The organism is Paenibacillus sp. VTT E-133280, from assembly GCF_002264385.1.
GTDB classification, from domain to species: domain Bacteria; phylum Bacillota; class Bacilli; order Paenibacillales; family Paenibacillaceae; genus Paenibacillus_AQ; species Paenibacillus_AQ nitricinens.
In genome coordinates this window covers 43026-67378 of record NZ_NFUX01000018.1, presented here as the reverse complement: position 1 = coordinate 67378, position 24353 = coordinate 43026, and the positions used below count along the sequence as shown (strand labels likewise).

General features: G+C 41.8%; 21 protein-coding genes. 13 read left to right on the top strand and 8 right to left on the bottom strand.

Annotation, left to right across the window (positions count from 1 at the left end):
* Positions 1-121 precede the first annotated feature (121 nt).
* The 7 genes from CA600_RS10665 to CA600_RS10635 all read left to right on the top strand — a co-directional run bounded on the left by CA600_RS10665 (position 122) and on the right by CA600_RS10635 (position 6880).
* Positions 122-1063, top strand: coding sequence for an ABC transporter permease (locus CA600_RS10665; RefSeq protein WP_094870184.1), 942 nt, complete (start codon positions 122-124; stop codon positions 1061-1063).
* Positions 1064-1077: 14 nt separating this feature from the next.
* Positions 1078-1965 carry a carbohydrate ABC transporter permease gene (locus CA600_RS10660; RefSeq protein ID WP_094870168.1) on the top strand — a complete coding sequence of 296 codons (888 nt, stop codon included), beginning with the start codon at positions 1078-1080 and terminating at the stop codon, positions 1963-1965.
* Positions 1966-2082: 117 nt separating this feature from the next.
* On the top strand, positions 2083-3720 hold the full coding sequence (locus CA600_RS10655; protein ID WP_094870167.1) for a sugar ABC transporter substrate-binding protein: 1638 nt from the start codon (positions 2083-2085) through the stop codon (positions 3718-3720).
* A gap of 84 nt (positions 3721-3804) precedes the next feature.
* The gene (locus CA600_RS10650; RefSeq protein WP_094870166.1) at positions 3805-5148 is read left to right on the top strand and encodes a glycoside hydrolase family 30 protein; all 1344 of its coding nucleotides are present in this window, start codon (positions 3805-3807) and stop codon (positions 5146-5148) included.
* A gap of 123 nt (positions 5149-5271) precedes the next feature.
* Positions 5272-5700 (top strand): hypothetical protein, encoded by a 429-nt coding sequence (locus CA600_RS10645; RefSeq protein WP_094870165.1) that lies wholly within the window; start codon positions 5272-5274, stop codon positions 5698-5700.
* A gap of 127 nt (positions 5701-5827) precedes the next feature.
* Positions 5828-6259 (top strand): RrF2 family transcriptional regulator, encoded by a 432-nt coding sequence (locus CA600_RS10640; protein WP_094870164.1) that lies wholly within the window; start codon positions 5828-5830, stop codon positions 6257-6259.
* A 246-nt stretch (positions 6260-6505) separates the two neighbouring features.
* On the top strand, positions 6506-6880 hold the full coding sequence (locus CA600_RS10635; protein ID WP_094870163.1) for a DoxX family protein: 375 nt from the start codon (positions 6506-6508) through the stop codon (positions 6878-6880).
* Between the two features lie 89 nt (positions 6881-6969).
* Here CA600_RS10635 and thiD read toward each other — a convergent pair whose 3' ends face one another.
* Both thiD and CA600_RS10625 read right to left on the bottom strand, forming a co-directional pair.
* A complete protein-coding gene (gene thiD, locus CA600_RS10630; protein WP_042126537.1) occupies positions 6970-7782 on the bottom strand; it encodes a bifunctional hydroxymethylpyrimidine kinase/phosphomethylpyrimidine kinase in 813 nt (270 codons plus the stop codon).
* 130 nt (positions 7783-7912) lie between these two features.
* On the bottom strand, positions 7913-8800 hold the full coding sequence (locus CA600_RS10625) for a DUF4850 domain-containing protein (protein ID WP_094870162.1): 888 nt from the start codon (positions 8798-8800) through the stop codon (positions 7913-7915).
* Positions 8801-9020: 220 nt separating this feature from the next.
* Here CA600_RS10625 and CA600_RS10620 point away from each other — a divergent pair, with 220 nt between their 5' ends.
* A complete protein-coding gene (locus tag CA600_RS10620) occupies positions 9021-10115 on the top strand; it encodes a glycosyltransferase family 2 protein (RefSeq protein WP_094870161.1) in 1095 nt (364 codons plus the stop codon).
* A gap of 88 nt (positions 10116-10203) precedes the next feature.
* On the opposite strand, the gene CA600_RS10615 is transcribed toward CA600_RS10620, so the two are convergent.
* Entirely contained in the window at positions 10204-11814 is a 1611-nt protein-coding gene (locus CA600_RS10615; RefSeq protein WP_094870160.1) for a response regulator transcription factor, read from the bottom strand.
* 14 nt (positions 11815-11828) lie between these two features.
* The gene (locus CA600_RS10610; RefSeq protein WP_094870159.1) at positions 11829-13550 is read right to left on the bottom strand and encodes a sensor histidine kinase; all 1722 of its coding nucleotides are present in this window, start codon (positions 13548-13550) and stop codon (positions 11829-11831) included.
* A 248-nt stretch (positions 13551-13798) separates the two neighbouring features.
* Here CA600_RS10610 and CA600_RS10605 point away from each other — a divergent pair, with 248 nt between their 5' ends.
* The 4 genes from CA600_RS10605 (at position 13799) to CA600_RS10590 (ending at position 18999) form a co-directional block, all read left to right on the top strand.
* Complete coding sequence (locus CA600_RS10605) at positions 13799-15403, top strand: extracellular solute-binding protein (protein ID WP_094870158.1); 1605 nt, start codon at positions 13799-13801, stop codon at positions 15401-15403.
* An 81-nt stretch (positions 15404-15484) separates the two neighbouring features.
* On the top strand, positions 15485-16408 hold the full coding sequence (locus CA600_RS10600) for an ABC transporter permease (RefSeq protein ID WP_094870157.1): 924 nt from the start codon (positions 15485-15487) through the stop codon (positions 16406-16408).
* Positions 16409-16425: 17 nt separating this feature from the next.
* Entirely contained in the window at positions 16426-17349 is a 924-nt protein-coding gene (locus tag CA600_RS10595) for a carbohydrate ABC transporter permease (RefSeq protein ID WP_042187073.1), read from the top strand.
* A gap of 45 nt (positions 17350-17394) precedes the next feature.
* Positions 17395-18999: an extracellular solute-binding protein gene (locus CA600_RS10590; RefSeq protein ID WP_094870156.1), complete on the top strand. Its 1605-nt coding sequence runs from the start codon at positions 17395-17397 to the stop codon at positions 18997-18999.
* A 90-nt stretch (positions 19000-19089) separates the two neighbouring features.
* Here CA600_RS10590 and CA600_RS10585 read toward each other — a convergent pair whose 3' ends face one another.
* Positions 19090-20433: a glycoside hydrolase family 30 protein gene (locus CA600_RS10585; protein ID WP_094870155.1), complete on the bottom strand. Its 1344-nt coding sequence runs from the start codon at positions 20431-20433 to the stop codon at positions 19090-19092.
* 135 nt (positions 20434-20568) lie between these two features.
* On the opposite strand from CA600_RS10585, the gene CA600_RS10580 reads away from it, so the two are divergent.
* On the top strand, positions 20569-21363 hold the full coding sequence (locus tag CA600_RS10580) for an AraC family transcriptional regulator (RefSeq protein WP_094870154.1): 795 nt from the start codon (positions 20569-20571) through the stop codon (positions 21361-21363).
* A 12-nt stretch (positions 21364-21375) separates the two neighbouring features.
* Here the strand turns inward: CA600_RS10580 and CA600_RS10575 are convergent, their stop codons facing one another.
* The 3 genes from CA600_RS10575 to CA600_RS10565 all read right to left on the bottom strand — a co-directional run bounded on the left by CA600_RS10575 (position 21376) and on the right by CA600_RS10565 (position 24345).
* Positions 21376-22422 carry a glycosyltransferase family 4 protein gene (locus CA600_RS10575; RefSeq protein WP_094870153.1) on the bottom strand — a complete coding sequence of 349 codons (1047 nt, stop codon included), beginning with the start codon at positions 22420-22422 and terminating at the stop codon, positions 21376-21378.
* Between the two features lie 115 nt (positions 22423-22537).
* Positions 22538-23386, bottom strand: coding sequence for a sugar phosphate isomerase/epimerase family protein (locus tag CA600_RS10570; RefSeq protein WP_094870152.1), 849 nt, complete (start codon positions 23384-23386; stop codon positions 22538-22540).
* A 50-nt stretch (positions 23387-23436) separates the two neighbouring features.
* Positions 23437-24345, bottom strand: coding sequence for an alpha/beta fold hydrolase (locus tag CA600_RS10565; RefSeq protein ID WP_094870151.1), 909 nt, complete (start codon positions 24343-24345; stop codon positions 23437-23439).
* Positions 24346-24353: the final 8 nt, after the last annotated feature.

The window sequence follows — 24353 nt, the reverse complement described above, 5'->3', positions numbered from 1 at the left end:
TTTAGGAGGTTTTTTTTAAAAAGAAATAAAAACGTTTTTATTGTTTTGGGGATCATGATTTGGAGGGGAGAAGAAAAACGTGGATAAATTAGCCGTAGTGCCAGTGAACGGGAAGAATCCAATGAACAGTAAGAAGCCTATGGGACAGAGGGTCAAAGAGTTCGTGATTGATTATAAGAGACAATGGGAAATCCAGTCCATGATCATTCCAGGAATTATTTTTATGATTATCTTTTGTTTTATTCCGATTTATGGATTAACAATTGCTTTTAAAAGCTACACCGTAATTGATACGCTCGATTCGGCCCCATGGGTAGGGCTCGATAATTTTAGAATTATTTTATCAGATAAATACTTTTGGGACGCTGTAGTCAATACATTAGGGATCAGCTTTCTGAAATTAGCCATAGGATTTGTTATTCCTATTATTTTATCCGTCATGATTTATGAATTAAGCGGTGGACGTTTCAAAAAAATAGTACAAACGATCTCTTATTTACCTCACTTTTTGTCCTGGATTGTTCTGGGCGGGATGCTGATTGCTTGGTTCTCTTCCTCCGGTATGATTAATGAAATCCTGCTCAATTTGGGAATCATTTCGAAACCGGTAAATATCTTGCTTGATGCGAACAAGTATTGGTGGATTGCAACGTTATCGGATATTTGGAAAGAGGCGGGCTGGGGAACGATTTTATACCTAGCGATCATGTCGAAAATTGACCCTACTTATTATGAAGCTGCAAAAATAGATGGGGCCAGTCGTATGAGACAAATTTGGAATATTACCCTCCCTAACATGAAACCGATTATCAGTTTAAATCTGATTCTGACTGTAAGCGGTTTATTAGGATCGAATTTAGATCAAACCTTGGTCTTGATGAATTCACAGAACCGTGAAAAAGCAGAAGTAATCAATTCTTATGTGTATCGTATGGGTATGACGCAAGGTGACTTCTCTTATGCAACCGCTGTTGGTTTAGGTGTCTCCATCGTATCAGTTATCCTATTGATTAGTGCCAACAAAGTATCCAGCAAATTAAATGATAATCAATCCGTTCTGTAGAAGGAGGCATTTCTGTGAATCGTACGGTAGCTAAAGAAGATCTCGACAGTCGAATCTTTAATACCATAAATATTATTTTACTCTGTATTTGTACTGTAATTATCGTTGTACCTTTATGGAATGTGGTCATCTCATCTTTAAGTTCAGGCAAGGCGCTCGCGGAAGGCGGATTTATATTTTGGTCTCCGGAGTTCTCCTTAGAAAATTATCGGGCTGTATTAAAAGATGAGACGATTGGACTAGCGTTCCTGGTCTCGCTTGCCAAAACTTTCATCGGTGTCATTACCCACGTATTCTTTTGCGCGATGATTGGTTATGGTTTGAGTAAAAAATACATACGTGGCCGCAAGCTGTACGTTGCCATGGGTGTAATCACCATGTTCTTCTCGGGTGGTATGATCCCCACGTATTTATTGATTAAGTCACTGGGTCTATTGAATAGCTTTTGGGTTTATATTATCCCGGCCTTGTTCAGTTACTATGATGTAGTTATTTTAATGAATTTCTTCAGAAACGTTCCGGATTCACTTGAAGAGTCAGCCAAAATCGATGGTGCAGGTGACTGGCGTATTTTCCTGAAAATCTTTATCCCTCTTTCCATGCCGGCTATGGCTACGATTGCGTTATTCAACGGGGTAGGGCAATGGAATGACTTCATGACCACCAAGTTATATATTACCGATCAAGCACTCTATCCGCTGCAAATGAAACTCTATGAAATTATCGTGCAGTCGCAAACGCAATCCATGCAAAATGTCGGTGGATCTGCCATTATCGAAACTACGACTAAAGGGGTTCAACTAGCAACAATTGTCATTACAACTTTGCCGATTGTTGTGATGTATCCAATATTACAGAGGTACTTTATTTCGGGAATGATGATGGGGGCGGTGAAAGAATAGAAAGTTAGGAGGGATTTCATAGAACGTATTGGTGTACGAAGTGTCCATCGGAAGTGTAGCTAGCCCAATCAGATCTGCACTTCCGTTACTTACAAAACTTTTTAGGGGGAAACAAGGATGAATAAAGCATTTGGGAAAAAAGGACTCAAGCTTTGTACAGCGCTTATGGCTGTTGTACTGGTATTTACGGGTTGTGGATCGAAGGGGAGTTCTGATAACTCCAGCAAAGAATTGAGCTCCATTGAAGGTCGCTATACGATAGATCCGGAAACACCGGCATGGAAGCTGGATACAAAAAAAGAGATTACAGATCTTACTTGGTACGTGAATGCAGACTGGTGGAATACTGATTTCGGTAAGGATCTTGTTACAAAGAAAATTAAAGAGGATTTAAACATCAACATTAAATTTATTAAAGGCGATGACACTAAGCTGAATACGATTTTTGCTGGTGGTGAAATGCCGGACTTGTTGACTGTATTTGATTCTAACTCACCAGTGGTACAAAAAGCCGCAACTTGGGCATTGCCTTTGAATGACCTGGCGGATAAATATGATCCTTATTTCAATAAAGTGGCCGAAAAGGATACGATGAACTGGTTCCAGTTAGCAGATGGCAAGACTTATGGCTATCCTAACTATTCCAATACGCAAAACGATTATGACAGCGGTAACATTCCTGCAAAAACGGCATTCGTCATCCGTAAGGATGTTTACGAAGCGATTGGAAAACCAACCATTGGTACTCCGGAAGAATTCAAGAGCGTTATGCAACAAATCAAAAAGCAGTTCCCAGAAATGATTCCCTTTGGTTTTAACTCCATTGGTAAAGGTACTGGTTCTTTGGGAGATGTACTACAGGACTTCATCGGCGTACCGATGGAAACCGAAAATGGCGAGTTCTACAACCGTAATCTGGATGAGGACTATTTGACTTGGTTGAAAACATTAAATGAAGTCTACAGAAATGGTGACATCAGTGATGACAGTTTTGCTGATGATGGTACTGCCTTTGAAGAAAAAGTGAAATCAGGCAAATATGCAACAATGCTGCTGGACGGAACGCCTCAACAAAGTGGTAACCTGCAAATCTTCATGACTGGAAATCCAGGCAAGGAATACATCGCAATTGATGGACCGCAAAGCACGGTTGGTCATGAACCAACATTAAATCAATCAGGAATTACAGGCTGGATGATCAGTTTCATTACTAAAAAGGCTAAAGACCCTGCTAAAGCCATTCAAGTCTACACGTATTTGCTAAGTGAAGAAGGACAGAAGCTTATGAACTACGGTATTGAAGGAGAGACCTATAAAGTTAACGATGCTGGTAAAATTGAATTCTTGCCTGAAATCAAAGATCTTCAATTGAATAATGCAGATAAATTTAAAAAAGATTACCGGATGGGCGAATTTATGTTCTTCGGACATGACCGTGATAAAGCTTTGAGTAATGATGCATTCGCAGAGTCGATTAAACAAATGCAAGAATGGGGCAAAGGAAAGATGAAACCGCACTTCATTCTAGAAAATATTAACCCTGCTCAAGGAACGCCTGAAGCGCGTAGTCTAACTGCAATTGATGCTACTTGGAATACTACTCTTGTAAGTTTGATTCGTTCCAAAGATGATGCTACTTTCGATAGTAACTTAGCTGCTTACAAAGCATTCTTGAATGAAAACAACTGGGATAAGATTGTAGAAGTTCGTTCTGAAAAAATGAAAAATAACAAAGAAAAATTAGGTCTTAAATAAGCAGGATTGTGGAGCAGCCCCTTTAATGGGGCCTCTTCATTACAGAACCAAAGTAAGATATATAGAAAAGTGGAGGGAAACTACATGACAAAACTTAAAATTTATCAATCTACAGGGGAAAATGAATTGTTCGTAGAGCAAACGCTAGAACAATTGACTCCAATGGCTTCAGATGAGCCGGTCACTACTGTAAACCTTGATGAGAATCAAACCTTTCAGGAAATGGATGGCTTCGGGGCATCCTTTACGGATTCATCCGCATATTTGATTAACCAAGTTCTTGACAATGAACAGAAAAAAGAAGTCATGAGCAAGCTTTTTGATTCCCAAGATGGGATTGGCTTGTCCGTATTAAGAAATCCAATGGGAGCATCGGATTATGCTAGAAATATTTATAGCTATGACGATATGCCTGTACAGGAAACCGATACAGAATTAACTCATTTCTCCATCGCACATGATGAAACAGATATTATTCCTTTGTTACAACAAGCGCTGGAGCTTAATCCTGAGATCAAGCTGATGGCTTCACCTTGGAGTGCACCAGGCTGGATGAAGACTAGCGGATCTATGATTGCTGGTGAGCTTATACATGAACATTACCAGGCTTATGCCGATTATTTTGTACGATACATTCAAGCTTTTGAAAAGCACGGTCTGCCAACTTATGCGGTCACACCGCAGAACGAGCCTCTTTTTGAACCAAAGCATTATCCAAGTATGTTAATGCTGCCTGAGGCGCAAAGAGATTTCATTAAAAACTATCTGAAGCCTAGCTTCGTGAAGCACAATATCAACACAAAAATTCTTTGCTACGATCACAACTGGGACCGTCCAGATTATCCACTAACGGTGCTGGATGATGCGAAAGATGAAGTGGACGGTGTAGCTTGGCACTGGTATGGCGGGAATGCGTCAGCACAATCAGAGGTTCTAAAAGCTTTTGCAGATAAAGAAGTGCATTTTACAGAAGGTTCTGGTGGGGAATGGATTCCTCCATTTGAACAAGCCTTCTCGAATGTAATGAGAACAGGGATTGATATTCTCAGAAATCATAGTAAATCCTTCGTCTTGTGGAATATGGCCTTAGATGAGAAGAACGGTCCAACGGTGCCGGGCTTTGGCAAAAGCACTTGTCGGGGTATTGTAACGGTCAACCAAGAGACTAAAGAACTTACGTATACGCTCGACTACTATGCACTTGCACATTTCAGCAAATTTATTCGTCCGAAGGCTGTACGTATTGACGCTTCCTCTAATCAAGAAGTGATCCGTTCCGTAGCTTTTAAGAATACAGATAATTCTATAGCGGTTGTTCTGTTCAACGATAGTGAAAAGGACGAGAATGTAGCTGTGAAATTGCAGGGCAAGGATGATCTATCGTTCCGTTTGGCTTCTAAAAGCGCCTTATCTATTTTAATAAAATAATTGAAAAATGTATCTCTAAAGGGCTCGAATCTCGCTTCGGGCGCTTTTTTTTTGCGAAAATACGCATAAAAAATCAGTGTTCGTGAATCTTAAACGTATCCCTATAGCGAGGAGACATGAGCATTGAATAGAAAGTTTGTGCTAACGCTGCTAGTTCTGTGTTTGATGATTACTGGTGGCTCTAGTATTTTTGCTGTTAAAAATGTGTTGCCTGCAAAGCGTGAAACACCCAAATGGGCGATGGAGCTTCATAAAAGTAAACTGCCTTCGCCACAACCGGAAAAATATAAGAGCTACGAGCTATTAGTCACTAACTTAAGTGAAGATGCCATAGATGTAACGTTTGAGTTGTACCGACCAGTGCAGGATCCTAATCAGGAGCAAATCATCTTAATAGATCCATTCAGCGATGATATGAGACCCAATGAGACGGTGAACTTTAGTCATTTTTTTATAAAAAATGGGGCTAAAGAGTTGGAAGTCGTTCTCTCGTGGAATGATCATAATAAACGTAAGCATAAGCAAAGTTTTCGATTTGCGGATTTTGAATAATAAATCATAGAAACGCCAAATATTACAGGGCATATTCCTTCGGGATGTGTCCTTTTTGGTTTGCTCCACCCCTTGTTTTACTCTATAATGTGCTTTATATAATTGCAGTTGAAAGGGGAGATGGGGCATGAGTACAGCTAATCGCGGAGTGAACATCGGACCTCCCCGTTTTAAAATAGCGGTACATTCGATTGTTTGGCTGGCTAAAAGCGGAAGCATTTTATCAAGTGCAATGATTGCAAGCCAAGTCAATTCACACGCGACCTTTATGCGTAGAGTGATGCAGTCATTGGCAACTGCGGGAATCGTAGAGTCCAAAGGTGGACGTGAGGGTGGGTACGTTCTCCGAAAATCTGCGGATGAGGTTACACTGGGCGAAATTTATGAGGCAGTAAGTAGTACGATTGAGGAGCCAGAAGTGGATCTGGCGTGTGGAGCAAGTGCTTTGCTCGATGTCGAACTAGAGAGAATTCTCCAAGAGACCGAACAACGAACCATTGAGTATTTACGTCAATATACGATTACTAATGTGATGGAACGGGTAGATTTCTTTTCTTAAGGATTTAATGCATAAAAAAAGTGCTAGTCAAGGGTTTCTCCGGCTACTATAATGTGCTTATCAGAGTTGCAGTTTCCACTGTAACTTTATTTTTAGAGGTATTGTGCTTGAGGTGAGCACATATAGTAACAAGGGGGAGTGAACGAAGCGGATTATTGAAAGTATCCACTGTCTTTTAGCAAGGAGTTCTTTTACTTTAATATGTGCTTGTCTTAGTTGCAAATAAAGGTATTGGGAGTGATGATCATGAATATTGTATCCATCGTATTGCAAAGCTTGTTGGTACTTGCTTTCGTTATGGCAGGGTTGGGAAAGGTAGCGGGTTCATCGATGCACGTGGATAACTTTAAAAAATGGCGGTTACCACAGTGGTTTCGCGTAGTAACAGGACTCGTTGAGCTTGTCGCCGCAGCAGCTTTGGTTGTTGGCTACTGGGAGCCTAGCTGGGCAGCGGCAGGTGCGCTTTTACTTGGTGTTACGGCCATTGGCGGAGTTCTGGTTCATATTCGTGAACAGGATTCGTTTAAACATACGTTTCCAATTATCCTGCTCGGTGTATTAGCTGTTATCGTATTTTTCATTCGCTTCTCTGATTTAGCTGATTTTCCAGGGTTTAATTAATTTATACTCGCAAAATAAAAATGGCAGTTCAGAGCTGAATTTCAGCATCTGGACTGCCATTTATGTTTTTGGATCTTTAGCTTAGGGGTTTAACGTTCTAAACGATAGCCACCATGAAATACAGGACCTACATATTCATTGAACGCAAAGCCATTACGAATGGCTGCGGAGACGAAATCCTTAGCTTTTGCTACAGCTTCATGAACGGATAGACCGTTAGCTAAACCGCCTGTAATGGCAGCGGCAAAGGTACATCCAGCCCCATGATTGTGAGCAGGCTCGATTTTGGCTGTTTGAAATACGGTGTACTCAGAACCGTCGAAGAAGACATCAATTGCTTGATCGCCGCCGAGTGCTTTGCCGCCTTTAACCACGACATTACGTGCACCAAGCTTATGAATCAGACGAGCAGCTTCTTTCATATCCTCTAGGGTAGAAAGTTTGCCAAGACCTGAAAGAACGCCAGCTTCAAACAGATTTGGTGTAACCACGGTGGCTAATGGCAGCAGTAAGTCGCGAATAGCTTCTGCGCTGTCTGGGTTCAAGACTTCATCTTCACCCTTGCAGACCATGACCGGATCAATCACTACATTGGTCTGTAGATTTTCTTTGATCGCTTGCTCAGCAACACGCACAATTTCAACACTTCCCAGCATACCCGTTTTCATGGCATTAACTGGACCGCCTGCGAAAATAGTTTTTAGCTGCTCAGCAACAATGGATGCATCAATTGGATACACATTGTGGTGCCATCCATTGTCAGGGTCCATGGTAACGATAGTGGTTAAGGCACTGAAGCCGTAGGTTCCATATTCTTCAAAGGTTTTTAAATCCGCTTGGATCCCTGCACCACCACTGGAGTCGCTGCCTGCAATAGTTAGTGTTTTAATAATTTGAGTCATGGTAACGTCCCCTTTATATAACTGAATTCAAAAACAACGCACTGCAATGATTATAACAAAAATTAGCACATCCGTCTTTTAAAAAGCAAGAGTAGAGGTTGAAAATACCTTCTTCTAAAAATTCCCACGCTTAGTCCGACTTCTCTCTATTGGGGTCAGCAATAAAGAGGGGGCCATGATTATCTGTAAAAAACTTCATGAGGGTTTCCACTACTTCCTGCTGCTGGGTTATTTGTGATAGATGTATTTTAATGCTACGGAATAAATAACCCCATTCTCCTTCATCGTAATAGGCAGATCCCTCGTCCTGATAGCCATTTGAGTCTGCTGACAGCGTATATCTGACGGTTCTTGCTTCAGCTCCTGCAGCACCTAAAATATGCCGTTCGCTGAACTTAAGGGGATTATAAATTGTAAATCCCATCGCGTCAGCCCATTCGGCTTTGTCCGGGAAATAGGCCCCGATTGAAGTGATAGCACAGCCTGTGCAGCTCCAAGCCGTATCTGAATAGTTCATGTTTTGTTCTGGATTGTTTGGATCTTGAAAGGTAACCCCATACGAACCATTAGCACCAACAACAGCGGTGGCTAGCCATCCAGCAGGTGCAAGTATAACATAACCCCCACCGATATCAGGTCTATAGACAAGCGTTGCTTCAACTTGATTTTTCATTTCTTGAGATAAGGCAAAGGTCATTTCAGGAATGGGAGGAACCACTGTATTTACGGTTTCGTCACCGCTATCGATATTTAACTGTGCCAGCGTGGTGTGCAGTGGAATGAGAACCGGACCATTGTTGAGATCGCTGTTAGGAAATTCAAGCACTTCTTGGGTGAAAATGGGTTCTGATTCGTTATTTGCTGCATGATTAGTTGGTGCGTTGGTGGATGTAGGTGGAGGGGTGGACTTTCCCCAGTTGAGGCCTTTATAGCCAATCAGCAGTACTAGTGCCATTACGACACATACTATTGAAGTTAAGATCGAGCCGTTTCTAACGCTTCTTCGTTTTGATTTCATATATGCTGTACCTCCTTTGAACTTACTTATATCTTATATAGACATCAGAATGGAGTGGGAAGTTTCTTATGAAAATTAGAAAGTATAAGTCTCATAATATATATAACCTTTATATTTCGGAAGTTCTTCATTATCGGTCGGGTTAGTGAAGGATTCCATTTCACCAACCCTGCATATCAATATAGAAAGTAATTTTAACAAAGCTTATAGGAGGGCGAGTATGGTCACGATTAGTTTATGTATGATTGTACGAAATGAAGAAAAAAGCCTGCATAAATGTTTGTCTAGCATTGCAAGTCTTGTAGATGAAGTGGTTATCGTGGATACCGGCTCAACGGATAAGACGAAAGAGATCGCAATGTCCTTCGGAGCTGTAATTTATGATTTCGAATGGATTGATAATTTTAGTGCCGCACGAAATTTTGCTTTCAGTAAAGCAACTCAGGAGTACATTTTATGGCTCGATGCGGATGATTATATAAAGGAAGCGGATCAGATATTGTTTAAAAAGCTAAAAGAGATTCTGCCAAAACATATCCACAGCGTAAATATGCAGTATAATCTGGCTTTTGACGAGGCGGGAAATGTCACAGCTAGCTTGCGTCGGAACCGGCTTGTTCGCCGCAGCTGTAATTTTCAGTGGATTGGCCCAGTACATGAATATCTAGAGGTAAGTGGTCCTTCATTCAGTAGTGATGTCTGTATTACTCATGAGAAAGATAAGGAATATACGGACCGTAACTTGCGGATTTATCAAAAAAGAGTGGCTGAAGGTGAACTGTTCTCTCCGAGAGACCAGTATTACTATGCAAATGAATTACGAGACCACGCCTTGAATGAAGAGGCTTGTAAATATTATGAGATGTTTTTGGCAGGTGGGCAAGGCTGGATAGAAGATAATTTCCAAGCTTGCCTAAGGCTTGCTGAATGCCGGGAACGGCTGGGGGATAAAGAGGGTTCATTTGAAGCGTTATGCAGAACCTTACAATACGATAAACCACGTTCAGAGTTCTGCTGCCGAATTGGAGCCCTTCTTCTGGAAAAAAGTCAATTGCAACCCGCGGCATACTGGTATGAGCTTGCGATACAGCTGCCGCGGGATGTTGATTCGATGGGGATGAAGAATGGGATCTTTTATACCTGGCTCCCGCATCTTCAATTGGCTCTCTGTTACGATCGGCTCGGCCAACATGAGTTAGCAAACCAGCATAATGAAACGGCGCTGAGTTTTTACCCATCCCATCCTAGCATGTTATATAATCGCACGTATTTCAAAAATCTGTTGGGTGACAAATATGTAGCGTTTCAAGCTTAACCAAAGAGCCCCCAAAGTCATGATTATGACATTGGGGGTTTTGCTGTTCAGATGTATGCGTACAACGCCGGTGGCATAATCCCTCTTTTTAATATGCTGGATTATATTGTTGTTCTTTTTTGTAATCGTTGGGAGGGAGTCCGACCTCTTGCTTAAACAGCTTAGAGAAGTAGGAGTAGTTGTTATAGCCAACCTTGTTTGCGACTGTATAAACAGACATATTTGTGGATTCCAAAAGATGCTTTGCAGCCGCGATTCTGACTTGGATGACGTAGCTGCCTAATGAAACACCAGTTTCTCGTTTGAATATTCTTGCCAGATAATCAGGATTGAGGTAGACAATTTCGGCCAAATCATTTCGCGATAGATCGTCACCGTAGTGCGAATGAATGTATTGTTTGATTTCCTCTGCGACGGATTTGGTCTGTGCGGCAAACTCACGGTATTTCATGGCTGTAGTCACTAGATATTTAAGATATTCTTCCATATCCTCAATCGAGTTCAAAGAGTGCAAGGATAATTTATCGTTAGTTTTGCCGGAGTAAAGTTTGTGTGACCGTATCCCTTTGAGGTTGAGAAATGAATAGACCAGCTGAACAATATCTAAGCGGAACAAGCTAAGGACAGAGGTCTCCAGTGTTCTATTGTTAAGCATAACCCTTAGAGATTTCGTAACTTCCTCAAGAAAAGTAGTGAATTGATTCTGGTTCAGGAGCTCTTCCAAATAGGCAAGATCCGGTGGTGTATAGCCTGTTTTATTTTGATAGAGGTAGGCTTCCACTAAAAAAGTCTGATTTCTGCATCTCGTAATTTCCTCATCCATGCGAAGCGATTGTTTCAGAACATTCCCCACATGAGTCAGTTTATCGGATAAACCAATATTGCAGCAGACGTCGCATTTTAAATATGGAATCGCCTTTTGAATAAAGGAAGAGCATAATTCTTCAAGCAAGGGCGTGTCTGGTGTCTGGTTCCATTTTAATAAAGCGATCCAATTATAATCTTTATATTCCAGAATGCTCTCGATGGTAAAGCAAGGACTCCGTAACAATTCGTATAATACGTTCAGCAGGGCAAAATCAAAAAGATCCTTCTCTTCTTTTCCCATACTACCGTTGTATGGAAATAGGTTGAAGATTAAAGGCTGCAGAGTGTCGCTCATTTGATAGGAAAGGTTCTGTTCCTCAATGGCAAGGGTAATGTCCGCTAATTTAATCGGAAATGATGTGCTTCCACTAACCAGCTTACGCCAAAAATGTTCGAGAATCTTCGCCTGGTTTTTTTGCCAAAAGTAACCGCCTTGAATGGCTTTTTCATTTCTTTGCTGCTCTTTTGCCTGTGTGACAGCCTTGTGGATAATCAGCATCAGCTTATCAAATTCGATGGGCTTTAGAAAATATTCAAAGCTTTGCAATTCAATCGCTTTCTGCGCATAGTTGAAATCGGCATAATTAGTAAGAAGTATAGTCTGAATACTATAATTCCCTTCGCGAATCCATGCCAGTAATTCCAATCCGCTACCCTGAGGCATTTCAATATCCGAAATCAGAATTTGAATAGAATGCTTTTCTATTATTTCACGTGCCTGAGCGACATTATTTGCTGTATAGACCGTATCAATGTGTAACGATTCCCAATCAATTCTCTTTTGCAATGCAGCGATAACATAAAAATCATCATCAACAAGCAGTACATTCATAGTTAGCTCTCCATTCATTTAGATTTTTTAGGAAGCTCCGGAAGAGATAAGATTACACTAGCGCCGCCGCTCCCCAAATTGGAAAAGGTGATAGTTGCTCTTTTTAAATAGAGATATTCCAGTCGTTTAAGCGTATTCATAATGCCGATCTGCATACCGTTGCTTTGATCCAAGGGCTCACCAAGATTAAGCTTCTCTAACACTTGCGGTGGAAAACCGGGACCGGTGTCGGTGAGCTGGATAACGAGCATATCTTCCTCTTCAATCCGTAGTCGCTGGACTGTAAGCCTGATCTCTACTACATGTTCTCGTGAAATCGCATATTTAATAGAATTTTCAATGAAGGTTTGCAGCACTAATGGCGGAATTTCTACACAGCTTGCCTGATCCTCTTGCTCAATAGTGTAAATAAATGCATCCTGATAACGTTGCTTTTGAATCTCCAGATAGGTTCGGACATGCTCGATTTCATCCTCCAGCCGGACAAAATTCTCACCATTTTGAAAAATATAACGGAAATATTTCGACGTAGACAACGTCATATTCTCAATTTCTTTATACATTTCAATTTGGGCCATGCTATAGATGCTAGTCAGGCAATTCAAGAAAAAGTGGGGCTTGATCTGTAGCTTCATATAATCCAGTTGTATCCGCTGCTTCTCCAGTTCCTGCTCGTACATAGTGATTTTGAAGGTTTTGATTTGTTCAACTAAATCTTTGAACTGTGTGTTTGCTTGTTCCAGCTCTATAATCTCACTGCTTTTGAAATCTGCGGGTTGCCCAGCCTCATTAATTGAAGCAAGGTTCTCAGAGAAGCTTTGAATCGGGCCTAGTACTCTTTTCTTGAAAAACAGCAGAACGATGCATAAAGTGGACGTCACAATGAAGAAGAGTAACATTATAAGCAGCTGAGCAATGATTATTTTTTCAAATATGCCATATTTTATGACCATTTTGGTGCTGAAAGTGGTGTCCGAGAAGGCGCTGTTGATGGTTGTACGCGATTGCAAAAGATTAGAGAAGCCTCCCTTTTCCGTTATCAGCTTTCCGCTGTTCGATATGGGACTTGATAAAGGCTGTTCATTCTCATCTACTAGAGAAACATAACCATTAGCACCCAGATTAATTTGGCGTAAAGGGCGGATCAAATTATCGGCGGAGATCAGTCCAATTAAATAACGATTGTAATAGGGAACGATATTAATCACGTAGTAATGGTTGTTAACAAGGATTGGCGTCCATTTGGAATAAAACTTCTCATACATCTCCTTATCATCAATATAAGAAATAATCTTCGTTTTGAGCTGCCTGTAATCTGTATAGGTCACACTGATCGGTGCACAATTTAAAAAGTAGTTCTCATTTTTCAAATAGTAAAAAAAGTTGTACTCATGTCCGTAGTTTTTTTGCAGCTCGGTAAAGCGTTTATGCAGATTATCATTTGCTTTCAAGAACTCGATACTGTTGACCCCGTAAGTATTCATCGCAAGCAAGCTCTCATCGTTCCCGAGCGTCCAGCCCATATAGTGATTAATGTAGGCAAAATCATGATTGATGCGATTAATGTAGAGTGCCGCAGTATCCTGTAAATTTCGAGTGGACTGCTGCTTAACGATAGAAATGGAAGTAATGCTGATCGCTAAATCCAGAATGAGGACTGTGAACGAGACCGCCATCATGACTTTTATATAATGACGAATGGGGTAGGTTTTGTGTTCCGCTGTTTTTTTGTTCATAAAATCATTATAAGACCTCTGCAGGAAAAATACAGGAGAACTCACTAGCGATTTACCGCAAAGTCCGGAAAGCACATACAGAAGTCGGGATACTGTTATTAAGTCTCTTCAAGCGAGGATATTTGATTTTGTAAGCGAATTCAAAGGTCTGGATAACCGTCTTAAAGAGTCCGGAATACGAAAAAATAAGAAGCTATGATTAAGCTATTCCGATGAACTTTGATTAATTGAAATGGGGGATTAAGAGGATGAGCCAAGACAGTAAGCAAAAGACGGCAAAGAAATGGACTGTGGGTCTGCTGGCGGCTGCTATGGTATTTGGTATTGCTGGCTGCGGCGGAAAAGACGGGAATAATGCTGCAACTAGTGAGACGAGCAGTTACAACAAAGAAGGTCTGCCAATTGTTAATGAGCCTGTAACACTTAAGGTGCTGACCGTACGTTGGGGAAGCATGGGAGACACGTTTACGCAGAATCAATGGCTGAAGGATCTTGAAAAAAATACAAATGTCAAAATCGAATGGCAAGTGATGTCCTCCAATGATTGGGCCGAACAGAAGTCCATTCTGCTGGCTAGCGGTACACTTCCAGATATTATCCTCGGAAATCAAACCTTCGGAGATTCCGATATCGTTAATAATCTAAGCTTTTTCCGGCCGTTAGATGATTATATTGAAAAAAATATGCCAAATCTTAAAGCGGCCATGGAAGAAACGCCTGAGTTGAAAAAAATCAGCACTTTTCCTGACGGGAAAATCTATTCACTGCCAACAAGACTTCCATCGCGTCCTAAAAGCTCTCGTCAGCCTGTGATTAACAAAACTTGGCTCGATAAATTGGGTCTGAAGACTCCTGAAACGATTGATGAGTTATACAACGTACTTAAAGCTTTCAAGGAACAAGATCCAAACGGAAATGGCAAAAAAGATGAGATTCCTTTTATTGAAATTGGGAATGACTTGATCAGTCCTTTCGGAATTGCCGACTTGAATAACAACAATATGATTATCAAGGACGGAAAAGCGATCTATTTCCCTGTTTCGGAGGCGTTCAAAGAAGGACTCAAATGGGAAAATAAATTGTATGCGGAAGGTTTGTTAGATAAAGAAGTATTCACTCAGGATGATACGATGAGATCGGCGAAGTTCCAAAATCCGGATGCTCCGATTGTGGGCTTTACTTACCAGTGGACCCCGGACGCTGTGTTTGGTAAATGGAGCGATCAATATGTGACGATTCCACCGATTGCCGGACCGGATGGTAAGCGTTATACCATCGGGAATCCTATTGGGATGAATCTTAACCGTAATGAACTGCTGATTACTACGTCTAGTAAGTATCCAGAGGTTGCTGCACGTTGGGCAGATCAGTTCTACACGAACGAAGCGAGCATTCAGAATTTTTGGGGTGCGATTGGAACTGTAATTAAAAAGAATGATGACAGCACCTATACATTGATGGATCCACCTGCTGGAACCAGCGCAGATGCCTGGTACTGGGATCAGTCTCTTCGAGATTTCGGACCCAAATATGTGAGCCCATCCTTTGAACAGAAAATTGTCCTTAATCCTGAAAGTGGAGATGGACTGAAGCTTCAGCTGGATAAGCTGGGCAGTGAATATGTAACAGAACCTTTCCCTAACGTTATGTATACCTCCGATGAGTTCGAGGAGCTGCCAACCTTGACCACGGATATAGACGGTTATGTGAATACAATGCGCGCTCAATTTATTAGCAAAGGCGGAATTGACGAAGGCTGGGATGATTATGTCAAACAGCTTAATAAAATGGGGCTTGAAAAATTAGTTAAAATTCGCACAGATGCTTACAGTCGTTATATGAGTGTAAAATAACCTATTCGTCTTTCGAAAAAGGTGCTGCCCTACATAAATCTGTGGGGTAGCATTCTCTATTTTTAATAAGGAGGGGATGTTATGAAATCTAATCCAATTCATTTGAGTAGGAAACTCGGACAAATCAAACAAAACTGGGGTCTGTATACGTTGCTTTTTCCTGCAGTAGTCCTTACGTTATTGTTCGCATATAAACCCATGTATGGGGTGCTCATTGCCTTTAAGGATTATAGCCCGGCATTAGGAATTGGCGGAAGTCCATGGGCTGGATTCAAATACTTCGAGAAGTTTTTTAATTCCTATCAATTTTCAGCAACGATTAAAAATACACTAATCATCAGTGTGTACAGTCTGATTACGTTTCCGATTCCGATTATACTTGCGTTGATGGTTAACCAGATGAGACCAAACCGTTTCAGACGTTTTTTTCAGACGGTGTCCTATATGCCTCACTTTATCTCAACCGTAGTTATGGTGGGCTTAATGATGATTCTGTTCTCACCTAGCACCGGACTACTGGGCAATATATATAGTCTTTTTGGGAAAGAAGCTCCTGATCTGATGGGCTCTGCCGGATTATTCAGCAGTGTGTACGTCTGGTCGGATGTGTGGCAGCATGTCGGCTGGGACAGTATTATCTTTATCGCTGCTCTCTCTGCTGTTGATCCTAGTTTGTACGAGGCTGCAACCGTGGACGGCGCAAGTCGGATGCATAAAATTCGTTACATCGATATTCCGATGCTGATGCCAACAGCGATAACATTGCTTATCCTGCGGGTCGGGGGGCTGCTTGGGGTTGGATTTGAAAAGGTGTATCTGATGCAAAATGACTTGAACATCACTTCAAGTGAAATTCTGTCTACATATGTCTACAAAATTGGTCTGCTCAGCAGTCAGTATAGCTTTTCGTCGGCGATCAACCTGTTCAACACGGTCATTAATTTTATTTTATTGATCATGGTCAATCAGATTTCTAAAAAATTAAGCGAAAATAGCTTGTGGTAGAAGGGAGGAGCATTGAAATGGGAGGTTTAGAGACAGCGACAAAAGGAAATGTAGGAAAAATAAAGAAGAATCGCTCATCAGATACTATAATGGAAATTGTGATGTACGTAATATCGGCAATTTTTCTAATCATCCTGATCTATCCGCTGTATTTTATCGTCATTGCTTCGTTCAGTGATCCTTCCGCGGTGGCAGGAGGTCAAGTTTGGCTATTTCCTAAAGGGTTTACTTTTGATGGTTATAAAGAGCTGCTTCGTCATGAGAATATTTGGATCGGATATTGGAATACCATCCTGTACACGGTGGTTGGGACTGCAATCGGTTTAGTAGTTAATATCTCAGCTGCCTATGCGTTGTCAAGAAAGGACCTTGTGGGGCGGAAATATATTTCGCTGTTTTTCATCTTTACAATGTTCTTTAACGGGGGTTTGATTCCTACTTTTTTAACGGTTCGTGATTTCCATCTCTATGATACTTTCTTGGTTATGGTACTGCCTTTCGCAGTTGGAGTTTTTAATATCATAGTGGCACGAACTTTTTTCCAGACTAGTATTCCGGGCGATTTATGGGAAGCAGCGCAGATTGATGGTTGTGGAAATCTCCGTTATTTTGCACAGATCGTTCTACCGTTGTCGAAGGCTATTATTGCAGTGTTAGGTTTATGGATCGCTGTAGGTTATTGGAATTCATATTTTAATGCCTTGATTTATTTGAAGAATCCTAATATGTATCCTTTGCAGCTGATCCTGCGAAATATTCTGATTACCAATCAGATGCAGTCTGGTATGGGGACCGGAGAAGCCGCACAAATCGCGTTACGGCTCGCTAATATGATGCGGTATTCAGTTATTATCGTGGCAACTGTTCCAATTATGTGTGTATACCCATTTGTGCAAAAATACTTTAATCAAGGGGTAATGATCGGCGCAGTGAAGGAATAAGCTCTTCTGCTTTTCTACTAACATTTGTGAGGGAGCAAGACCGTAATGAAAAAGCAACCCAAAAACAGTATCAATAGAACAATCACCGTCATTCTTTTAGTGACAACGTTGCTTGCTGGCCTTACAGCCTGTAATGGGGATAAAGGGGTAAACTCTGTTGAATCTGATCCGGGTCAATTTCATAAAGAAGGTTTGCCAATCGTGGATAAGCCCATGACGCTGAAGGTTCTAACGGTTCGGTGGGGAAGCATGGGAGATAACTTTATACAGAATCAATGGCTGAAGGATTTGGAAAAAAATACGAATGTCAAAATCGAATGGCAGGTGATGTCTGCGAATGATTGGAGTGAACGTAAGTCTATTTTGCTGGCAAGCGGTACACTTCCAGATATCATTTTAGGGAGTGAGACCTTCGGAGATTCAGATATCGTCAATAATTTAAGCTTATTCAGGCCGCTTGATGACTATATCGAAATGTATATGCCTAACCTCAAAGCAGCCATGCAGGAAGAACCTGAATTGAAAAAAATCAGTACTTTTCCGGACGGGAAAATCTACTCTTTGCCTGCAAGATTACCTTTACGCCCTAAAAGCTCGCGCCAACCCGTGATTAACAAAACCTGGCTGGATAAATTGGGATTGAAGGTTCCGGGTACGATTGATGATCTATACAACGTGCTAAAAGCTTTTAAAGAACGTGACCCTAATGGGAATGGAAGACTGGATGAGATACCTGTTATTGAAGTAAGTAATGATCTCATCAGTCCCTTTGGAATTACGGATCTGAACAATAACTTTATGGTTGTCCAAGACGGAAATGCCGTATATTACCCTGTTTCAGAGGCATACAAAGAAGGGCTTAAATGGGAGCATAAATTATTTGTTGACGGGTTGCTTGATAAAGAGTTATTCACCCAAGATGAAACGATGAGATCAGCCAAGTTTCTTAATCCGGATGCTCCTATTGTAGGATTCTCGTATCAGTGGACGCCAGATGCCGTGTTTGGTAAATGGAGTGATCAATATATCACGATTCCCCCGATTGCAGGACCGGAGGGTAAGCGCTACACCATAGGAAATCCGTATGGAATGAATCTGGAGCGCAACGAGCTGCTTATTTCTACTTCTTGTAAATATCCAGAGATTGCTGCCCGCTGGGCTGACCAGTTCTATACCAATGAAGCAAGCATTCAAAATTTCTGGGGAGCGATAGACACCGTTATTGAGAAAAATGTCAATGGTTCCTATACATTAATGGACCCACCGATGGGTACCAGTGCTGATGCCTGGTATTGGGATCAATCACTCCGGGATTTCGGGCCGAAATATGTCAGTCCAGTGTTTGAGAAATCCATCTTGCTTAACCCAAAAACCGGAGATGGACTGAAGCTGCAGCTCGACAAGCTGGGAAGTGATTATACAACGCCGCCTTTCCCTGATGTAATGTACACCGCTGAAGAGTTTCAGATGCTACCGGCTTTGACTACGGACATCGATAGTTACGTCAATACAATGCGTGCTCAGTTTATAATTACAGGTAAAATTGACGAGGGCTGGGCTGATTATGTGAAACAGCTGCGGGGAATGGGACTGGAGAAGCTGGTTAAAATTCGTACCGATGCTTACAGTCGTTATGTGAATGTAGAATAAGAACCTTTCCACGGTCTATTTCAACTAAAACAAAACACAGCAAGTCTCCAATCCCTCAGAGACATGCTGTGTTTTTTGCTTTCGAAATTTCTATTTAATGAGCAGGGTTTGAATAGCATGAGCCGGAATCATGTTCTCAGCCAAGCTGTTATGGAAGCGCAGGCTGAAAGGAAGCTCTTGTTCCGTGCGGTTCATAACGATAACAGCAATAGTACCATCTGGATTACGGAAAGCTGTAGTTTCAAGCTTATCTGTATATTTGGAATGTCCAATTCGTTTAGCACCTGGGCGAATATATTTACTGAAATGTCCGATGTAATAGAAGGAGCTCTCAAATATTATTTCATCGTTTTTCGTATCCCCGATAATTGGAGCATCGCAGAAGTTACCCACATGGTTAGGTCCACCTTGCTCGTCCAACACAATATTCCAGTCTGTCCAGCATGACATCCAATTGTTCAGATTGCCAATGATATCATGGCCGTAACGTTCGCCTGTGTTCCATGAGCCGAGATGAACGCCACCTTCTTGGCAGCCTTCGCTGAAGAACAACTTCTTGTCTGGGAAGCGATCATGAACGGCCGATAGGGCTTCGAAGTGATCGCCGGAGTACCAGTGGAAGCAAATTCCCCAAATGTATTTGGAAGCTTCTTGATCTTCAAAGGCAACCTTGGCACGGTCATACACGCGCTCCTTGTTATGATCCCAGATCATAACCTTTACATGAGCCAAACCGGCTTGTTCCAAGGCTGGTCCCAAGTAATCACGAACAAAATCTTTTTCTTCTTCGGCAGTATAAAGGCAAGAATCCCATATTTGTACAGCCTTTGCTTCGTTCTGAACACTAACGGCCCAAATATCGATGCCTTCCGCAGCGTAAGCCTGAATATATTTTACGAACATGTTGGCCCAAGCCTCACGGTATTCAGGCTTAAGAGCTCCACCACCGTTCATTTGACCGTTCGTTTTCATAAAAGCTGGTGGACTCCAAGGAGAAGAGAACAAACGGAAATCTTCGCCAACAGCTGCTGCAGCATTTTTGATTAGGGGGATAATTGACTCTTGATCTCTGGAAATATCGAACGAACGGAGCTCTGCATCGCCTTCTTCTACATACGCGTAGTTGCCCAGTGAGAAGTCACAGCTTTGGATATGCGAACGGCAAAGAGTAAATCCAATACCATCCTTAGGATCAAAATAAGCGTCGATGATTTCTTTCTGTTTAGCTTCACTTAGTTTAGCGATGGTAACAGCAGAAGCCTCGGTAAGTGCACCACCGAAACCTTCCATTTCCTGATACTCCAAATCATCATAAATATTGATGAGCTCTGATTCGACGCCTGACGTATCGGGGAGGAAGATCAGAGGGTCTTTTTCTGTTAGTCGGTCGGTAGTTTCTTTTGCTGTTTGAATGACGCGAACAATTTTACTCATAGTGGTTGGTAACCTCCTGTACATATAAATTCTGTCTTTATTATAGAAGGAGATTCACTGTTCTTTGAAGAAACAATATGGCTAAGAACCTCAACAATCTGGTCATCGACTACTTAGGGAAGAGGAGTGAATGCTATGGAAACTAATAGTGTCCAAATAAGCCTATGCGGCTTTATTCGCCATACTCAGCCTTTTCGGCAATTATATCGTAGTGGGCTGGATACCTATATCATAAGGCTGCAAGCAGAAGGAGAGTGTGAAGTACTGATCGATGGAGACATGGTAACCGTGGTGCCTGGTGATCTGTTATTATTTAAGCCTCAAGATATATATGATCTGAGAATCGGCGAAAAGAAGAGTAAGCTGGGACATAGTGTGGACTATTTTGTAATGTGTACAGGGGAATGGGTAGATCAGTGGTGGAACCTGCGCGAAAGACCGAAGAAGGTTAGAATTGCGGATGACGGCAAACTGCAAAGTATATGGCAACAGCTTGATCTGGAGAATAGAAGATTAGATGGGGGGAGCCCTGAAATACTTGAGGCGCTGTTTAAAGCGCTATGCCTGCTGTTAGATCGGGCTATGGAAGAAGCACCTGCATCATCATCAGCCTCACTGCTACACGGGCTTAAGATGAAGAGTTATGTAGAGGAGCATGCTACATCAGAGATCAGATTAAAGGATGTAGCTGCCCATGCAGGAATTAGTGTAACGAGGGCCGTACATGTATTCAAAATTCAATTCGGCTACTCTATTATGCAATATGCTGGGCAAATTCGGCTTGCTATGGCTCTTCGATTAATGGACAACACCAATTATACCTTAGAGCGAATAGCAGAGGAGACGGGGTTTGGAAGCTACACCTATTTCCACAGGGTATTTCGGGAACGTTATGGCGTCTCCCCAGGCAACTATCGTAAGAGAGAGTAGCCTTCACTATTTTTAAGATCGTCTAGTTTTTAACAAGAAGTCCCTAACCGCTTGCTCAAATAACCTGACACTATTTGCCCATGTCCATTTGTGGGAAGATCTTTCACCTTGTGCGGCCAATTTAGTTCTTAAGTTTGGGTCTCGGATTAGGCGGATGACATCTTCACCAAGCCGATTCTCGTACCGATAGGAGAGCAGGCAGTTCTTCTCGTGATTTGCGTATTCCATATTTCCACCTGAATAAACACAGACCAGTGCTGCGCCACACCGCATGGCTTCAAGCCCCGGCAAAGAACCCGTATCAAAAATACTAGAACTAACAAAGATATCTGCACCGTTGTAATGGTAACAGAGCTCTTCATCATTCGCTGGCGTGAAGAATCGATATTTGCCAGTAGCTTTCATTCTTTGGAGAACTTCTGAAGTATTGAACTCGTCGGGCGGACTGATAAAGTTAATATTTACATGGGGACATTGATTTTTCACATGATCCAGTTGCTCTATAAGATAGTCTTGCTCACGGTGCCATGAGAAACCACGTTCTGCTTTTCTTAATATTGCTGTTATGTTTAAAGGCTCCTGAAGACTGTAACGGATATTCATATTCTTGAAGGATGAGCTAATGCCAATGGGCACGATTTTTCCTGTGATCCCATGATTTAAACGAATCAGCTCCTGCTGCCAATGCGATAAAACAATTAGATGCTCTGTGACATGATAAGAAGGGAACGACAGCGAGCTATCTGGTAAAAAGGGGGGTTCATAACATAATGATAATCTTACATGAATTCCTTTTCCTTGATTGCTAGCTGCTTGAGAGGTAGGGACTGTTGTATGGAAATTAGAAACAATAACATCGCCTGGGGGATAGTCCTGTTCTTTAGGCGACATATGTGTGGAGCGGATTAAGGTGGAGCGGACATCATAGGAAACAACACCATCCACAGGCATGAGGATAGTAACCTGATGCCCCATAGCTGTCAGCCCATTGGTGAGTTCTACCAGAATGCGTTGAGCTCCACCATGTGATAAGGTCAGAATAGGGAATGTGAATCTCATCGGTAATCCCGTCCCTTCCAAGTTAGGGCTTAATCGTCAAACGAAGTTACTCAATCGTTCTGTTTCTTATTTTATTCAACTCGCTTAGAAAGGTACCATTTATCTAGTTTAAAAATCATTTTTTTTCCATAAGAGCGATATTCTTTAGTAAAGCAACGGTCTCATTAATCTCGAGGTTCGTTATATCTTCTAAAGATACGTCGATCATGGGCTTAAATTGCTGGAGTTTGCTCAGGAAAGCTTCAGTATGGAAATGCCCTCCACCAGCCTTACCGTGGTAAGTTCTCTCTCCATCTTGATAGATGTCTTTTAAATGCGCCAAAATGATCCGATCCCCGAACAACCTGAAGGCGTCATCAACAATTTGATCCTGCATATCTACAGCGTCACCAATAAAATTGCATGGATCCAAGACTACACCAATATTGCCTGAGGGAATTTCATCTAAGATGCGGCGCATCTTGTCTGGTGTAGAAAGAGTATGTGTGCAGACACCCTCCAATCCCAGAAAAACACCCCATTTTTCAGCTTCTTCCGCAAGCTCTTGTACAGTTTCCCTTAAAATATCCCAGCCGATGTCTTCGTAATGGAGCGGGTCTTGTGCTTGGAAAGTAGTCAGAGCGCCCGTCTCCGTAGCCACCATTGGGGCGCCGAATTGGCGGGCATACCGAAGATGTTCTTTGAAGCGATCTATTTCTAATCTCCGGATAACAGGATCTGGATGAATGGGATTGATGTAACAGCCTAACACGCCGATACGTATACCTGCTCTTTCAAATTGTTCACCAATATAGTTTGCGAGGCCTGGACTTAATTTACCTGTGGAGGTGTTGATGTCCTGAATAGCTTTGGATAAAGCAAGTTGAACAAAATCGATATCATAATTCTGAAGCGTTGCTGTCAACGATTTGAGGGGTAAACAACCAAATGTATGCGCTAATGTTCCGTATCTGATGGTAATCATCTCCTTATCTAAGATAGGTATGTGTAATTACAAACATAATAGTAGCGCTTTCATCTGGATGCAAGTGATTTATCCTTATCGTTTGTCAGGAAATTGATGATCTCAGTGTTTATTCTATCCGGTTGCTCGTGATTAATGCCGTGTCCCGCATGGGGGATGACTTGGTAATAGAACTTCCCAGCTTCTAAAATATTTATGAAATCCTTCGATTGCTTTAGCGCGTGTTCTCCAACTAGAAAATAGAGCTTGTCTCTAACTGCGACTGCGGCGTTTTGATCATACGGATGAAGCTTATGCACAAACATAGCTTGCTGATTATGAGTGCGCATTAAAAGGATCAGATGAGCAGCTAATACTGGATGGTTGTCAAATAAAGGGGAGTTAGGGGCGCTTAACTTCTTCAGCACTTTCAGTAAATTGCGATCCGTTGGAATCAGAATCTCCGGGAACATCATCATTAAGGTTTGGATCATGGCTTTAATCGGTGCATTAATCATTCCACCCTCCAAACAAACGACACGGTTCACTTTGTCCGGTTGCTTGGTCGCATAATTAAAAGCAATATAGGCGCCATTGGACACACCCGCGAGATTAAAGACGTCAACCCTCAGATGTGTCGCTATTTCGTTAATCCATGCCACTTGCTCAAAATTCTGTTTGTTAAAATGCTCATTAGGTATGCTTTTACCAGGTCCGCCTAAAGTATCAATAGCAATGCAATAAAAATGCTTCGATAATTCCTCAATGTTTAAGATCCACATGACCGCCGAGTTATCGCCAACACCATGGAGCAGGAGTAAAGGTGGATTACTCTTTTGACCAGCAAGGATGCAATGTGTCAGTCCATATGAGGTAGGAATATCGATTTCCTCAAGTGGAGTGGGCCACTGCTCAACAAGCTGCTGATAGGATTGCCACACTCGTTCTTGCGCCTTGGTATTCTTAAAGCTATTTACCATCACAGACC

What these genes read in the sequence shown, in the direction of transcription:
- CA600_RS10620 (WP_094870161.1), top strand. Translation starts at nt 9,021, where the DNA reads ATGGTCACGATTAGTTTATGTATGATTGTACGAAATGAAGAAAAAAGC.
- CA600_RS10610 (WP_094870159.1), bottom strand. Translation starts at nt 13,550, where the DNA reads ATGAACAAAAAAACAGCGGAACACAAAACCTACCCCATTCGTCATTAT.
- CA600_RS10585 (WP_094870155.1), bottom strand. Translation starts at nt 20,433, where the DNA reads ATGAGTAAAATTGTTCGCGTCATTCAAACAGCAAAAGAAACTACCGAC.
- CA600_RS10635 (WP_094870163.1), top strand. Translation starts at nt 6,506, where the DNA reads ATGAATATTGTATCCATCGTATTGCAAAGCTTGTTGGTACTTGCTTTC.
- CA600_RS10580 (WP_094870154.1), top strand. Translation starts at nt 20,569, where the DNA reads ATGGAAACTAATAGTGTCCAAATAAGCCTATGCGGCTTTATTCGCCAT.
- CA600_RS10615 (WP_094870160.1), bottom strand. Translation starts at nt 11,814, where the DNA reads ATGAATGTACTGCTTGTTGATGATGATTTTTATGTTATCGCTGCATTG.
- CA600_RS10590 (WP_094870156.1), top strand. Translation starts at nt 17,395, where the DNA reads ATGAAAAAGCAACCCAAAAACAGTATCAATAGAACAATCACCGTCATT.
- CA600_RS10655 (WP_094870167.1), top strand. Translation starts at nt 2,083, where the DNA reads ATGAATAAAGCATTTGGGAAAAAAGGACTCAAGCTTTGTACAGCGCTT.
- CA600_RS10650 (WP_094870166.1), top strand. Translation starts at nt 3,805, where the DNA reads ATGACAAAACTTAAAATTTATCAATCTACAGGGGAAAATGAATTGTTC.
- CA600_RS10570 (WP_094870152.1), bottom strand. Translation starts at nt 23,386, where the DNA reads ATGATTACCATCAGATACGGAACATTAGCGCATACATTTGGTTGTTTA.
- CA600_RS10575 (WP_094870153.1), bottom strand. Translation starts at nt 22,422, where the DNA reads ATGAGATTCACATTCCCTATTCTGACCTTATCACATGGTGGAGCTCAA.
- CA600_RS10565 (WP_094870151.1), bottom strand. Translation starts at nt 24,345, where the DNA reads ATGGTAAATAGCTTTAAGAATACCAAGGCGCAAGAACGAGTGTGGCAA.
- CA600_RS10665 (WP_094870184.1), top strand. Translation starts at nt 122, where the DNA reads ATGAACAGTAAGAAGCCTATGGGACAGAGGGTCAAAGAGTTCGTGATT.
- thiD (WP_042126537.1), bottom strand. Translation starts at nt 7,782, where the DNA reads ATGACTCAAATTATTAAAACACTAACTATTGCAGGCAGCGACTCCAGT.
- CA600_RS10595 (WP_042187073.1), top strand. Translation starts at nt 16,426, where the DNA reads ATGGGAGGTTTAGAGACAGCGACAAAAGGAAATGTAGGAAAAATAAAG.
- CA600_RS10605 (WP_094870158.1), top strand. Translation starts at nt 13,799, where the DNA reads ATGAGCCAAGACAGTAAGCAAAAGACGGCAAAGAAATGGACTGTGGGT.
- CA600_RS10600 (WP_094870157.1), top strand. Translation starts at nt 15,485, where the DNA reads ATGAAATCTAATCCAATTCATTTGAGTAGGAAACTCGGACAAATCAAA.
- CA600_RS10625 (WP_094870162.1), bottom strand. Translation starts at nt 8,800, where the DNA reads ATGAAATCAAAACGAAGAAGCGTTAGAAACGGCTCGATCTTAACTTCA.
- CA600_RS10640 (WP_094870164.1), top strand. Translation starts at nt 5,828, where the DNA reads ATGAGTACAGCTAATCGCGGAGTGAACATCGGACCTCCCCGTTTTAAA.